This window comes from Bacillus sp. LB7, from assembly GCF_030449715.1.
GTDB lineage: Bacteria > Bacillota > Bacilli > Bacillales > Bacillaceae > Bacillus > Bacillus paralicheniformis.
On the sequence record NZ_JASGCA010000002.1, the window covers coordinates 198,079 to 210,809 of the forward strand.

The following is a 12,731-nucleotide window of genomic DNA, read 5'->3' on the forward strand; positions in this document are numbered from 1 at the left end:
TCTCCCATTCTTTATAAAAAATACTTGAGTTTATTTTATCGATATGTAAATATAGGTGTCAAGACACATGTAAATTTACAGGAGGAGTCGACATGTCTCATCAGACGATAATTGTTGTCGGAGCAGGTGCCGCTGCGCTGTCTTTTGCTGCATCCATTCCGCCGTCTTATGAAGTGATTGTGATGACGAAAGCATCTGTAAAAGACAGCAATTCAACCCTCGCTCAGGGAGGAATTGCCTCGGCTGTATTGCCTCGCGATTCCTGGTCAGCTCATGCGGACGACACATTGTATGCCGGATGCGGCCACAATCAAATCGAAGCGGTTCAAGATGCCATTAAAGACGGCCAGCGCCTTGTTGATGAGCTGATTCTTCAGCATTTCCCTTTTGATACTGACGAATCCGGAAAGCTCAGCCTCGGCAAAGAAGGCGCACATTCGATGAACAGAATTTTGCATGCCGGGGGAGACGCTACGGGGCAGGCGCTGATCCGGCACTTAATCGGAAGGCTCGGTCCTCACGTCAAACTGAAAGAATACGAAACGGCGGCGGATTTATGGATTGAAGACGGACGCTGTGCGGGCGTCTGGACGAAAGACCGCCAGGGAAAGGCTTTTCTCAGGAAAGCAGATTTTGTTGTGCTGGCGGCAGGAGGCTGCGGAAATCTATTTCAAATCAACACGAATAACCGTTCTGTGACAAGCGATGCGATTTCTTTGGCGTATCGGGCAGGAGCCGAGCTCGCAGATTTGGAATTCGTTCAATTCCATCCTACATTGCTCGTCAAAGACGGGCGCGCACAAGGGCTTGTTTCAGAAGCTGTGCGCGGAGAAGGCGCTGTCTTGGTTGATGAAAACGGACAGCGGGTGATGGAAGGCATTCACCCCATGCAGGATTTAGCACCGCGGGACATCGTATCTCGTGCGATTCACGAAAAGCTAGCCTTCGGAAGCAGCGTATTTTTGGATATTAGCCGTATATCAAACTTTAAAAGCCGCTTCCCTACGATTTCCTCTCTTTGCGAAAAAGCCGCAATTTCCATTGAAGAAGGCCGGCTTCCGGTTTCACCGGGCATGCATTTTTTAATGGGGGGCGTTTCTGTGAACAGATGGGGGGAAACGGCCGTTCCACACCTCTATGTGATTGGGGAAGCCGCATGCACCGGCTTTCACGGCGCCAACCGTCTGGCAAGCAATTCTCTCTTGGAATGCATCGTCTTCGGAAGGAGAGCGGCGGATCGGATACAAGCTTATCAAAAATCTGAGCCTGTCAGAGGCCAACCTCCTCAGCCTGAGGATGTGACATATTCTGTTCCCCTGACAGATGTGGATGATATTCAAAAACACATGACGGATCATGTGGCGATCGTGCGAACGGAGGATGAATTGACGAAGGTGAAAGAATGGCTTGAGCGAGTGCCATTTCAAATCGTGAATGTGAAAGAAATCACAAAAGAACAGCTTGAATTAGCTCATTTATGGCAGACCGCCAAGCAGATGACGGCCTCGGCATTGCTTCGTACAGAAAGCAGAGGCGGCCATTACCGTTCGGATTGCCCGGTGCCTGATGATAAAAACTGGCATGGCAAGCAAATCGTTCACACAAAAGGCGGGATCAAGATCAGACAAAACGAAGGGATGGTGAAATATGCAGCGGCTCATACTTAGGAACATGCTTAAAGAATTTTTCAAGGAAGATATCGGCTGGGGGGATTTCACTTCTGAAGCCGTTTTTGACGACAATCTTCAATGTGAAGCTGTCATTACAGCGAAGGATGACGGATTGTTTGCAGGAGAATTAGTAATTTTCGAAGGCTTTCGGCTGCTCGATGAAACGATCGCCGTGCAAATGCTGAAAACAGATGGCGAAGCGGTTCATAAAGGAGAAACGATCGCGCGGCTCAAAGGCCGTGCAGCTTCTCTCATGACCGGCGAACGGGTCGTGCTGAATCTCATTCAAAGAATGTCGGGGATTGCCACTTTAACAAAGCAGTCCGTGATCAGGCTGAATGATCCGGATATCGCGATTTGCGATACGAGAAAGACGACGCCGGGCCTGCGCATTCTTGAAAAATCCGCGGTCAAAATCGGCGGGGGCTGCAATCACCGCTTTGGCTTGGACGGCGGCATCATGATTAAAGACAACCACATTGCCGCCTGCGGCTCGATTTTAAAAGCAGTTGAAAAAGCACGGGCAGCGTGCGGCCATATGGTCAAAATCGAAGTGGAGATCGAGTCAGAGCAAGAGCTTCATGAAGCGATTGCGGCTGGAGCCGATATCATTATGTTTGACAATTGTCCTCCTGACAAGGTGAAAGCATTTGCGGAAATGACACCCGCCGGCATTATTACGGAAGCTTCAGGCGGAATTTCCTTTGAAAATCTCCCCGCATACAGGGGAACAGGGGTGCACTGTATTTCATTGGGCTACTTGACTCATTCGGCGAAAAGCCTTGATATCAGCATGAATGTCGATCTGAAAAAATAAGCGGGATTGGAGAGGTGACAGATGTCTATTTTAAACTTAATTCATGACAGGAACGCCGGCATGATGCCGGAGCTGTATAAAGAACTGAGCGAAGAAGAAATGGCCGGAAGGATTTTGAATATCAAAAAGAAATTCGGAGAAAGGCTGTTTATCCCGGGGCATCACTACCAAAAAGACGAAGTGATCCAATTTGCGGACGCGACGGGAGATTCGCTTCAGCTGGCGCAAGTCGCCCAAAAAAATAAAAAAGCGGAATATATCGTGTTCTGCGGCGTACATTTTATGGCGGAAACAGCCGATATGCTCACTTCGGACGAACAGATTGTCGTTTTGCCGGACATGCGCGCAGGCTGTTCGATGGCCGATATGGCCAACATGCAGCAGACGAATCGCGCTTGGGAAGAGCTGACAGAGCTGTTTGGCGATACGGTCATTCCGCTCACATATGTCAATTCGACAGCGGAAATCAAAGCTTTTGTAGGAAGAAACGGAGGAGCGTCCGTGACATCCTCAAATGCAGCCCGCATGTTGACATGGGCGCTATCGCAAAAGGAGAGGATTTTATTTCTTCCGGATCAGCACTTGGGACGCAATACGGCATTTGACCTCGGCATTCCTCTCAGCAGAATGGCGGTATGGGATCCCATTGCAGAAAAACTTGAGTATAACGGCGATTTGGAAGACATAAAAATCATTTTGTGGAAGGGGCATTGCTCTGTTCACGAAAAATTTACCGCGGCGAATATCAAAAGCGTTAAAGAACGGGATTCGGACATTCATGTTATCGTTCATCCGGAATGCACCCATGAAGTCGTCGCACTCAGCGATTTCAGCGGATCTACAAAAAAAATCATCGATACGATTAATGAAGCAGAACCGGGGAGCAAATGGGCGATTGGAACAGAGATGAACCTTGTTTCACGCATCATACAAGAACATCCTGATAAACAAATCGAATCCCTTAATCCAGATATGTGCCCTTGTTTGACAATGAACAGAATCGACATGCCGCATTTGCTGTGGTCGCTGGAGCAGATTGACAAAGGTGAACCGACAGGCGTGATCAAAGTTGATCAAGATATCGCAAAAGATGCCATTCTTGCGCTGAATCGGATGTTAACAATCCGTTAATTTTTTGGAGAACAAGTTTTTATCATAACCCCTCCGCTATGCGCATAAATTTGTGGAGAAGCATATTTGTTATTCTCATCTGTTCGTTCACGTTTTTGCATAGGAGGGGAAAACGTTGAAAATTCATATTGTCCAAAAGGGCGATTCTCTGGAAAAAATCGCGGAAAGATATGAAGTGGACTTTGAAGAACTGAAAAAGCTGAATTCGCAGCTGAGCAATCCAGATTTGATCATGCCGGGCATGAAAATCAAAGTACCGTCAGGGGGAGTGCCGGTCAAAAAAGAAGAACAGTTCAATATGCGAAAAGAGTTACCGAAAAAACAGCAGGAACATCCATTTGCAAAAGAAAAGCCGAAAAGCAAGCTTGATGTTGAAGATATAAAACCGAAAGAAAAGCCCTCGGTTCCTTATGTTCCGCCTGTCCCGAACAGCGGACAGTCAAGTTTGCCTGAAGGCGACATTTCAAATTTGTATCAAAGCGTCAATCAGCTTCATCAGCCGTACGCACCTCCAAAACCTTATGAACATCAAGAGAAAGGCCCCAACATGTATAATCCATGGACAAATGAGGAGGAGAATCATATGGAAAATGTCAATTATCCGAATGTTCCGCAGCCGCCGAATGTCGGTGCAGCAGGCGAGGAAAATAAGCAGTTTCACGGCATGCCAAATGTAGCTGCGGCCGGATATCATCACCATCACCATCCGCATCCTTATCCGTTCTATCCTGGAGGCTGCTGGATTCCTGTTTCACCGGTGCTGCCTGGATCGGGATTATGCCACCCTTGGTATCCATATCCTGCTCAAATGCCTTACATGCATCAGCCTAGCTATGTATCTCCAGCTGAATATGACGGTGATGATAACATGGGGCATGACAATGCCGGTCATCACGGATATCATCATCAGCCAATGACTGCTCCGGCATACGCGCCTTATCAGCCGTTTCCGGGATATGCACCGGCAAACGTCGGTCACGATCCCAATATGGCACACGGCAAAGAAGATGACTGCGGGTGCGGGCCAGGCCAATTCCCGGGAGGTTTTCCTGGTGCAGCGCCATATGGACAGATGCCGCAAATGGGAGCTCCGTACGGTATGGGCGGGTACGGACAGCAGCCCGCAGGCGGACAGATGTTTAACAGACCGGAAGATGAAGAAGACTGATTCGGAATGGGACGATGATCTATCGTTCCTTTTTTATTGTGGACCGCTATAAACACTTTCATGCTTTTTCACGGGACTGTCTATAACTGTCAAGGGTAACTCTTCACATCCCGCACATCCTAAAAAAGAGCGCAATGCTCAAATTCAGCGGTTTTCTACGGGGGGTATTACCATTGGACAGCAAGCTGAAAGTGTTTTCGGGTATTTTGCTTTTGACAGCTGGTCTATCTGCCTGCGGAACGAACGACGCTATAGATAATGGAAACAATACGCGTCCGATCGGATATTATTCAAATGATGCAAATCGTAATAACGGTCTTGATAATGACGGTCCTGTTACAGAAATGCTTGAAAATATGAACGGGAGAAACGGTGCAACGAACGTGAACAATCGAGCGGGCAACGGCAATCCCGTTCCAACAGGCGATGGAACTTTCAGCCGGGGAGACATGAATTATCACAATCATTTGGTGAACACGGCGGACACAGGCTATAACAGACCGGAAAACCGTAAAATCTCCAGGAATATCACTGGACGCGTCAACAAATTGAATTATGTTGACGAGAGTCAGGCCGTCGTAACGAACGAAACGGTCATCATCGCGGTACGGTCAGATAAACGGCTGACAAATAATGAGAGAACTCAAATTAGAAAAGCAGCCAAAACATTTGCCGGAGACCGGACCGTTCAAGTTGTCGAGGACGACGGCGCATTTACAAGGCTCCGTGAAATGAACGACGACCCTCAGAACATTAGGGATCGCGGAGACACGACGAATAACAATTTGAACCGCTTGCGCAACCAATGACAAGCAGGGAATTGCCGGGGATTCCCCGGCAATTTTTTTGTGAGCGTTCGGCCGATTTCTTTACAAAAACGGGGAAAACCGTATAAAGTGTACATAGAGACGAGAATTTTTTTGGAGGTAGAAAGATATGGCTGGCCATTCTAAATGGAAAAATATTCAGAGAAGAAAAAATGCCCAAGATGCTAAACGCGGCAAAATTTTCATGAAGCTTGCCAAAGAAATATATGTAGCCGCAAAAGAAGGGGGACCCGATCCCGAATCTAACGCAAGTCTGCGTCTCGTCATCGATAAAGCCAAAAATGCAAACATGCCAAACGACAACATCGACCGCGCCGTCAAAAAAGCTTCCGGCAGCCAGGATGGAAAAAGCTACGAGGAAATTACGTATGAGGGCTACGGCCCAAGCGGTGTGGCTGTCATGGTCCAATGTTTAACAGATAATAAAAACCGGACGGCGACAAACGTCAGAACCGCCTTCAGCAAAAACGGCGGCAGCTTGGGGGAAACAGGATGCGTTTCTTATATGTTCGACCGGAAAGGATATATTGCAATCGAGCGTGAAGATCTTGAGATAGATGAAGAGGAGTTTATGCTTGAGGTCATTGATGCCGGCGCTGAGGAGCTTGAAACGAGCGAAGAGCTGTTCGAGATTTATACAGAGCCGGAACAGTTTGAAGAAGTAAAGAAAAACTTGGAGGAGCGCGGCTATCAAATGGCGACAGCCGAAATGACAATGGTTCCGCAAACCTATGCAGAGGTCGATGAAGCGCTTCAGGAAAAAGTCGAAAAGCTCATTGACGTACTTGAAGATGATGACGATGTGCAGGAAGTTTATACGAACGTTCATTAAAAAAAGGACGCCGCTCCAGATTCGCGGCGTCCTTTTATGCATCATCAACCAATTAGCAGCCGTATCAAGCTGCTGCGGAAACAGGATTTGATTTTTTATCATATATTGTGAAGGAGTCTGTCATTATGAGAGGAGGATCTGCAAATGGCTGAACAACACGGAAATGAGAAGTCTTTCCCGGCTGCGGGCGGCAGCCCGCAAGACAAGGAAACGGCTCAAATCATCGAGAGAGTCAACGGCCTTATCACGGGTTTTGGCGAATCGATCTATGAGCTGGTTCAGAAAAACAGCGGCATCGATCTGAGAGAGGCCGATCTCACAAAAAGCGAAAATGCGGAACTTAATCAAGCGATCCAAAATGTCATCAGCGAATATATTCAAAATCTCAACAATCTGAATGCCGACCTTAGCGGAAAGATCGGTGAATCGATCAACGGCTTTGTCACAAACAAAGATCAAAAAGATGTTTAAGCATTTGACAGCATGAAGTGTATTGCCGGCAAAGCTACATGCAGCTTTGTCGGCAAGTTTTTTATACATATAAGAATGTGCTGTAACGCTAAATGCTTTTTTTCATGCCGCAGCGCCGGCATTCACGCAAAAACTGGCCGTTTTTTACAGAGCTTTTAAAAAGGGTGTAATCGCAATTGTCGCACCGTCCGTGGCGGACATCCGGATATTGATTGTAATCATAAACTTTTGTCAGGTCGTAGCCTTTTGTTTCATATTCTGTTTCCATGTTTTATCACCTGCATTTTTATTGTCGGTAATAGGATAACAGAACGGGGAGGAAAAGAAAATATAACATCTGCAGCCGGCGGACACGGCCGATTTTACTTTTATCAAACCGTATACCCCGTTTCTGATAGAACGCCTTTTTCTCACGCTGGATGGGCTGTAGGGAAAGTCGTGCAACAAAAGACGCCTATTGTTATGAGATTTTTTCCTTAAAATTTATCGATCTTTTAAACTAATGAAAAAGCATCATTTTATTTAAATTTTTATTTTTTATCAAACTTATTCATAATTGAACGCGTCATGTCTAAAGCGTAAAATAACTGTGTCACAAAAAAGCCAAATATACAATGAGGCATCGAGGACATGCTTAGAAATCGAAAGGTAGTGTAAAAGGGGAATAATCAATGAAGAAAAAAGTACTCATCTACTTGGTGATCGCAGCAGTGATGATAAATGGCGTATACAGGTGGTTCGAAAAAACAACCCGGGAGAACTTTCAGATCCAGGCCGGGGACAGATACATGAATTTCAAGGAATTGCAGGAACACGAAAAAAGCGGCTATGACATTGAGTATCACGAAAAAGCGGGAAGCGACTGTTTAATCTTTTCGCCTCACGGAGGAAGAATAGAAGGCGGAGTAAGCGAGCTTGTCAGAGCTTTCAAAGATGATTATTCAACTTATTTATTCGAGGGAAAAAAGGATGAGAATAACTCGGATCTTCATATTACAAGCACAAACTTTGACGAGCCTCTGGCATTGCAGAAAATAAAAGAACATCGCTATACCATCGCATTCCACGGCTATTCCGGTGACCGCCCGCACACGCTTGTGGGAGGAACGGACAGAAAGCTGGCAAAAGCCATCGTCAAATCTCTGAAAAAGTCTGACTTTTCCGCAGAATTGGTCAAAGTGGACGGGAAATTTGCCGGAACTGCCGAGGAAAACATCAATAATGAAAGCCAGTCAGGAATGAGCGTGCAGCTTGAAATCAGCACGGCTCAAAGGAAAGAGTTTTTCGAAGACTTTTCCTATAAAGAGAGGGAGGAAACAAAAACGAGAACATTCCGCAAATATGTCAAGGCGGTCCGAAGGGTGCTGCAGGACAGATGCTGAAAATGGAAACTCGTGTTATTCTGTGTATGAACTGCTAAAACACGAAGGAGGAATAAAAAATGGAACGAAAAGACCGCATCGTTCAGGAATTTTTGTCCCACCGCCTGGTGACAGAAGAACTGATTCAAAAGATTGATGAAAAACATCTCGATTACAAACCGACTGAAACGTCGATGCCGGCGAAGGAACTTGTCACGCATATGCTGCAATCTTTCTATGCCTTTGCTTCGGCGGCAAAAGAAGGGAACGGAGAGTCTTTTAAAAAGAAGCCGGAAGAAACAGGGGCAAGCCTGAGCGAGCTCGCCAAAACGTATACAGAAAAAACAAAAAAGCTGCTTGAATCTTTTACGGATGAAGAATTGGATCGTGAAGTCGATTTGACCGGCGTCATCGGACGAAAAGTAGCCGGCGAACAGCTGCTGCAGCTCGCAATTGAACACGAAATTCATCACAAAGGCAATCTGTTTGTTTATGTGCGTGAAATGGGACACACGGATCTGCCTTTGTACGTAAAGATTCATTGATTACGGGAGCCTGAAGATCACCCCTCCTTGAAAGAAAACCGGCTAAAAGGGAATACGAAAGCAGCCGGGAGTACACATTATGAGTAAAAGCTAAAGGAGGGTGTCAGCATGAATACGCAGCGTGCCCAGGAAATTGTCGAATCACCCGACATGGTTGATGTTACTTATAACGGCAGGCCGATTTATATTCAGCGTGTCAACGAACAAAATGAAACCGCAAGAATTTTTCCGCTCGGCCAGCCGGAGAACGAGCAGGAAGTACCGCTCGTAAATTTGAAAGAGCATTAAAAAGCAACCCCTTCTGATGAAGGGGTTTTGTATTTGACTGATCACTCGGCCATCAAAAAAACACCCGAAAGCCCGAGTGTTTAATTTATGATTTTCGCAAGTCCTCTTACTGCCAGCCTCAGCACATAAAACAACGGCTCAAGCAAATCAACGAGATAAAGATAATCCCATTTATCATCATTTCGTTTCTTCTTTTTCTTCAACAGCTGTTTCTCCCTTCCTGACTGTAATGGGGTTATTTCATATACGGACGTGCTTTCTTTAAGTTTCAAATTACGGGTGAAATTTGTTTTTTCTTGCGGCCCATTGTTTCTGAAGCCAGTTTTTTTTATAAAGATAAGCGATAAATTCCATCCACAGCTTAGGAAGCCTTTGCGGGAAACGGCTTTTTTTGTAAATGGTTTGATAGGCTGTTTTTAAGTCATCCCACTGTCTGCATTCTTTCGCCTGCAAAAACCTGGCGACATCAATGACTTTGATTGTCCCAGCCGGCGTCAGTATCAGGTTTCGGAGGTGGATATCGGATGGATTCAACCCTTTCCGCTTCGCATCGTTCAATGCGCGGTCGACCTCGCAGATCATGTCATCATCGATCGGAATGCCTTTGTTTAAACACTCATAAAAAGTGTATCCTTTTATATACTCCATTAAAATATATGATGGCCCTGTTTCATATATATCAGGATAATAAATCGAATCAGAAAGCTTTTTGTAAATCTCCGTTTCCCTTGCGGCGATGTTCTTAAATTCGGGAAAAAAGACTTTAAGAGCCATTTCCCTGCCCTCTTCAGTCAGCTTAAAAACGTATGCGCTCCTGCCTTTCCCGATCAACTCTAAGTCATCGGGTTTTTGGATAAGTTTATTGAACTTTTTTTTCGTATTATACCTTACGGCCTCTGCATAGGTTTGCGCCTTTTTCACGCTGAACTCACCTTCTTTTTAAGGGCTGGTCAAACGAAAAACTCTCTATAATGTTGTTTATACATGAGAACGGGCGGTTTTGCACCTTAAATGCTTTTGAGTTCTTCATATTGGTTTGAAAATGTAACATTCGTAAACCGGTTGTCATCTCATTGCTTTTTTAGATTAATTTTTAAAAGCGTTGGTCAAACTATGGATATGATCGTTAAGGCAAAAAAGAAGGTGATATTGATGAACAGCCAAAGCAAGTTCAAAATCGGTTTAGTGCTTATTGGAAGTCTGCTGGCCGCGCTCAGCTTTCACCTGGAGGCCCTGGCCGAAAAGCCGGCTAAAGTTCAAATCCAGCTTGAAAAGGTTTATCTGGACGGGGACGTTGGAATCGAAAATAAAGTAGAGGCCGCTCGAACACTGGAAGACTTTAAAGCTGCTTATAAAGGGTGGCAGCTCATCGATCAGAAAAAGGGGTTTATTCTGTTTCGCAAACAGGTGGACGACATTTCTCCCCTCAGCAAAACAAACGGTTATATCGGAGTGACGGAAGACGGCGTGATTTCGACTTTTCACGGCCGCCCGGGCATATTATCAGAGCCGATTCAATCGTTTTTTCAGATTGATATAAAGCGCCTGGAAAGCCGGATGGCGGATGATTTGCGCAAAGGGATCCCATACCGCACGAAAAAGGAATTTGAACATGTCATTGAAGCCGTAAAATCATCCGGAAGCCAACATCATGTAAAAGATATGAAGACATGACGCTGTTATGTCTTTTTTCAGCTGCGGACAGAAGCCACTTTTAGCGAACATATGTTAACTTTTTCATTCTAGCTTTGCCTGTTTTGTGTTACAATGAAGAGCAGTCAAAGAGGTGAATGAACGTTGATCGAATTCGTAAAAGGGACGATTGATTATGTATCGCCCCAATATATTGTCATTGAAAACGGCGGGATCGGCTATCAGATCTTTACGCCAAATCCGTTTATTTATAAGAAAAACAGCAACGAAACAATCTATACATACCATTATGTAAGAGAAGATACAAATGCGCTGTACGGCTTTTCGACAAGGGAAGAAAAAATGCTGTTTACGAAATTGCTGAATGTTACGGGAATCGGCCCGAAAGGTGCCCTTGCGATCCTCGCTTCCGGCGATCCGGGAGCGGTGATTGAAGCGATTGAGAATGAGGATGAAGCTTTTCTCGTCAAGTTCCCCGGCGTAGGCAAAAAAACGGCAAGGCAGATCATCCTTGATCTGAAAGGGAAGCTTGCGGACGCCGTTCCTGAAATCGCGGCCGATCTGTTTAACCATGAAGAGCGGGAGCAAATTCATGAAGCGGAAACGGCTCTTGAGGAGGCGCTTGAAGCATTAAGAGCGCTCGGCTATTCCGACCGGGAAATTAAAAAAGTCCAGCCTCATTTGAAAAAGGAAGAGGCGCTTTCGACGGATCAATACGTTAAAAAAGCATTGCAAAAATTATTAAAGTAAGGTGATATCATGGATGAGCGGCTTGTATCAAGTGAACTAGACAACCATGAATCAGCGATTGAGCAAAGTCTGCGTCCGCAAAGACTGGCTCAGTATATCGGCCAGGAAAAAGTGAAAGACAACCTCAAGGTTTTCATCGAAGCTGCGAAAATGCGGGAGGAAACGCTTGACCATGTCTTGTTGTACGGGCCGCCGGGATTGGGAAAAACGACGCTCGCCGCGATCATCGCCAACGAAATGGGAGTCAATCTCAGAACGACGTCAGGTCCGGCGATCGAGCGCCCCGGCGATTTGGCGGCAATATTAACGGCTCTGGAGCCAGGCGACGTTTTATTTATTGACGAGATCCACCGTCTGCACCGTTCGATCGAAGAGGTGCTGTATCCTGCGATGGAAGATTTCTGCCTTGATATCGTGATCGGCAAAGGGCCGTCGGCGCGTTCTGTGAGGCTCGATCTTCCTCCTTTTACCCTTGTCGGCGCGACCACAAGGGTCGGGCTTTTAACCGCGCCTCTCAGGGACAGGTTCGGCGTTCTGTCAAGGCTTGAGTATTACACGCGTGGCGAGCTTTCGGAAATCGTGATCAGAACGGCGGAGCTGTTTGAAGTCGACATCGATTCGCTCTCGGCTCTCGAAATCGCAAGACGGTCAAGAGGGACGCCGCGGATTGCCAACAGGCTTTTGAGGAGGGTCAGGGATTTTGCCCAGGTGCTTGGAAACAGCTCCATCACGGAGGAAGTGGCAGTTGATGCGCTTGAACGCCTCCAGGTTGATAAACTCGGGCTTGATCATATCGACCGCAAGCTTTTGATGGGCATGATCGAAAAATTTGGCGGCGGTCCCGTCGGTATCGATACGATTTCGGCTACCATCGGTGAGGAGTCTCACACGATTGAGGATGTGTATGAGCCGTATCTTCTTCAAATCGGTTTTATTCAAAGAACGCCGCGGGGGCGCATCGTAACCCCTGATGTATACAGCCACTTTAAAATGGAGGTTCCGAACCGTGACTGAATTTCCAAAGATTTTAATGGTGCTGGGCGCCGTCATTTTTGGCATCGGTTTATTCATGCAAGTTATCGGCAGGCTTCCCGGCGATATTTTTGTGAAAAAGGGAAACGTGACATTTTTCTTTCCGGTTGTTACATGCATTGTCATCAGCATCATTCTGTCCGTGGTGTTTTCGATCTTCGGACGAATGAAATGACTCTGACATTC

17 protein-coding genes are annotated in these 12,731 nt (G+C 46.1%); 14 read left to right on the forward strand and 3 right to left on the reverse strand.

Annotated elements, in window-relative coordinates; all coding sequences use genetic code 11:
• Positions 1–92: 92 nt before the first annotated feature.
• The 7 genes from nadB to QMZ64_RS03535 all read left to right on the forward strand — a co-directional run bounded on the left by nadB (position 93) and on the right by QMZ64_RS03535 (position 6,916).
• Positions 93–1,667, forward strand: a complete 1,575-nt coding sequence (gene nadB, locus QMZ64_RS03505; RefSeq protein ID WP_265626081.1) for an L-aspartate oxidase — start codon at positions 93–95, stop codon at positions 1,665–1,667.
• On the forward strand, positions 1,648–2,487 hold the full coding sequence (nadC, locus tag QMZ64_RS03510; RefSeq protein ID WP_265626082.1) for a carboxylating nicotinate-nucleotide diphosphorylase: 840 nt from the start codon (positions 1,648–1,650) through the stop codon (positions 2,485–2,487). The genes nadB and nadC overlap by 20 nt, the downstream gene beginning before the upstream one ends.
• Positions 2,488–2,508: 21 nt before the next feature.
• Positions 2,509–3,618, forward strand: a complete 1,110-nt coding sequence (gene nadA / locus QMZ64_RS03515) for a quinolinate synthase NadA (RefSeq protein WP_265626083.1) — start codon at positions 2,509–2,511, stop codon at positions 3,616–3,618.
• A gap of 115 nt (positions 3,619–3,733) precedes the next feature.
• Positions 3,734–4,786 (forward strand): SafA/ExsA family spore coat assembly protein, encoded by a 1,053-nt coding sequence (gene safA / locus QMZ64_RS03520; protein WP_265626084.1) that lies wholly within the window; start codon positions 3,734–3,736, stop codon positions 4,784–4,786.
• A 173-nt stretch (positions 4,787–4,959) separates the two neighbouring features.
• Positions 4,960–5,595, forward strand: coding sequence for a YhcN/YlaJ family sporulation lipoprotein (locus QMZ64_RS03525; RefSeq protein WP_265626086.1), 636 nt, complete (start codon positions 4,960–4,962; stop codon positions 5,593–5,595).
• A gap of 127 nt (positions 5,596–5,722) precedes the next feature.
• Complete coding sequence (locus QMZ64_RS03530) at positions 5,723–6,445, forward strand: YebC/PmpR family DNA-binding transcriptional regulator (protein WP_243942835.1); 723 nt, start codon at positions 5,723–5,725, stop codon at positions 6,443–6,445.
• A gap of 144 nt (positions 6,446–6,589) precedes the next feature.
• Positions 6,590–6,916, forward strand: a complete 327-nt coding sequence (locus QMZ64_RS03535; protein ID WP_265626087.1) for a hypothetical protein — start codon at positions 6,590–6,592, stop codon at positions 6,914–6,916.
• 88 nt (positions 6,917–7,004) lie between these two features.
• On the opposite strand, the gene QMZ64_RS03540 is transcribed toward QMZ64_RS03535, so the two are convergent.
• Positions 7,005–7,184, reverse strand: a complete 180-nt coding sequence (locus QMZ64_RS03540; RefSeq protein ID WP_003183993.1) for a DUF8096 family protein — start codon at positions 7,182–7,184, stop codon at positions 7,005–7,007.
• 403 nt (positions 7,185–7,587) lie between these two features.
• Between QMZ64_RS03540 and QMZ64_RS03545 the strand changes: the two genes are divergently transcribed.
• From QMZ64_RS03545 to QMZ64_RS03555, 3 genes are all read left to right on the forward strand, one after another.
• Positions 7,588–8,298 (forward strand): poly-gamma-glutamate hydrolase family protein, encoded by a 711-nt coding sequence (locus QMZ64_RS03545; RefSeq protein WP_020452428.1) that lies wholly within the window; start codon positions 7,588–7,590, stop codon positions 8,296–8,298.
• A gap of 59 nt (positions 8,299–8,357) precedes the next feature.
• Complete coding sequence (locus QMZ64_RS03550) at positions 8,358–8,822, forward strand: DinB family protein (RefSeq protein WP_265626088.1); 465 nt, start codon at positions 8,358–8,360, stop codon at positions 8,820–8,822.
• A gap of 108 nt (positions 8,823–8,930) precedes the next feature.
• Complete coding sequence (locus QMZ64_RS03555) at positions 8,931–9,110, forward strand: small acid-soluble spore protein H (RefSeq protein WP_265626089.1); 180 nt, start codon at positions 8,931–8,933, stop codon at positions 9,108–9,110.
• An 80-nt stretch (positions 9,111–9,190) separates the two neighbouring features.
• Here QMZ64_RS03555 and QMZ64_RS03560 read toward each other — a convergent pair whose 3' ends face one another.
• Positions 9,191–9,313 carry a hypothetical protein gene (locus QMZ64_RS03560; RefSeq protein ID WP_023855401.1) on the reverse strand — a complete coding sequence of 41 codons (123 nt, stop codon included), beginning with the start codon at positions 9,311–9,313 and terminating at the stop codon, positions 9,191–9,193.
• A gap of 70 nt (positions 9,314–9,383) precedes the next feature.
• Positions 9,384–10,031, reverse strand: a complete 648-nt coding sequence (locus QMZ64_RS03565; protein ID WP_301441131.1) for a protein kinase family protein — start codon at positions 10,029–10,031, stop codon at positions 9,384–9,386.
• Positions 10,032–10,262: 231 nt separating this feature from the next.
• Between QMZ64_RS03565 and QMZ64_RS03570 the strand changes: the two genes are divergently transcribed.
• The 4 genes from QMZ64_RS03570 to QMZ64_RS03585 all read left to right on the forward strand — a co-directional run bounded on the left by QMZ64_RS03570 (position 10,263) and on the right by QMZ64_RS03585 (position 12,720).
• Positions 10,263–10,784: an intercompartmental signaling factor BofC gene (locus QMZ64_RS03570; protein ID WP_243942844.1), complete on the forward strand. Its 522-nt coding sequence runs from the start codon at positions 10,263–10,265 to the stop codon at positions 10,782–10,784.
• A gap of 123 nt (positions 10,785–10,907) precedes the next feature.
• Positions 10,908–11,513 carry a Holliday junction branch migration protein RuvA gene (gene ruvA / locus QMZ64_RS03575; protein ID WP_265626091.1) on the forward strand — a complete coding sequence of 202 codons (606 nt, stop codon included), beginning with the start codon at positions 10,908–10,910 and terminating at the stop codon, positions 11,511–11,513.
• 9 nt (positions 11,514–11,522) lie between these two features.
• The gene (gene ruvB, locus QMZ64_RS03580; protein WP_265626092.1) at positions 11,523–12,527 is read left to right on the forward strand and encodes a Holliday junction branch migration DNA helicase RuvB; all 1,005 of its coding nucleotides are present in this window, start codon (positions 11,523–11,525) and stop codon (positions 12,525–12,527) included.
• Positions 12,520–12,720 carry a DUF2905 domain-containing protein gene (locus QMZ64_RS03585; RefSeq protein ID WP_145652808.1) on the forward strand — a complete coding sequence of 67 codons (201 nt, stop codon included), beginning with the start codon at positions 12,520–12,522 and terminating at the stop codon, positions 12,718–12,720. Before ruvB ends, QMZ64_RS03585 begins: the two co-directional genes overlap by 8 nt.
• Positions 12,721–12,731: the final 11 nt, after the last annotated feature.

Bases quoted from the DNA above. Each gene is read 5' to 3' on its own strand.
- QMZ64_RS03540 (WP_003183993.1), bottom strand. From the start codon at position 7,184: ATGGAAACAGAATATGAAACAAAAGGCTACGACCTGACAAAAGTTTAT.
- QMZ64_RS03550 (WP_265626088.1), top strand. From the start codon at position 8,358: ATGGAACGAAAAGACCGCATCGTTCAGGAATTTTTGTCCCACCGCCTG.
- QMZ64_RS03555 (WP_265626089.1), top strand. From the start codon at position 8,931: ATGAATACGCAGCGTGCCCAGGAAATTGTCGAATCACCCGACATGGTT.
- QMZ64_RS03570 (WP_243942844.1), top strand. From the start codon at position 10,263: ATGAACAGCCAAAGCAAGTTCAAAATCGGTTTAGTGCTTATTGGAAGT.
- QMZ64_RS03545 (WP_020452428.1), top strand. From the start codon at position 7,588: ATGAAGAAAAAAGTACTCATCTACTTGGTGATCGCAGCAGTGATGATA.
- QMZ64_RS03530 (WP_243942835.1), top strand. From the start codon at position 5,723: ATGGCTGGCCATTCTAAATGGAAAAATATTCAGAGAAGAAAAAATGCC.
- QMZ64_RS03535 (WP_265626087.1), top strand. From the start codon at position 6,590: ATGGCTGAACAACACGGAAATGAGAAGTCTTTCCCGGCTGCGGGCGGC.
- nadA (WP_265626083.1), top strand. From the start codon at position 2,509: ATGTCTATTTTAAACTTAATTCATGACAGGAACGCCGGCATGATGCCG.
- nadB (WP_265626081.1), top strand. From the start codon at position 93: ATGTCTCATCAGACGATAATTGTTGTCGGAGCAGGTGCCGCTGCGCTG.
- ruvB (WP_265626092.1), top strand. From the start codon at position 11,523: ATGGATGAGCGGCTTGTATCAAGTGAACTAGACAACCATGAATCAGCG.
- nadC (WP_265626082.1), top strand. From the start codon at position 1,648: ATGCAGCGGCTCATACTTAGGAACATGCTTAAAGAATTTTTCAAGGAA.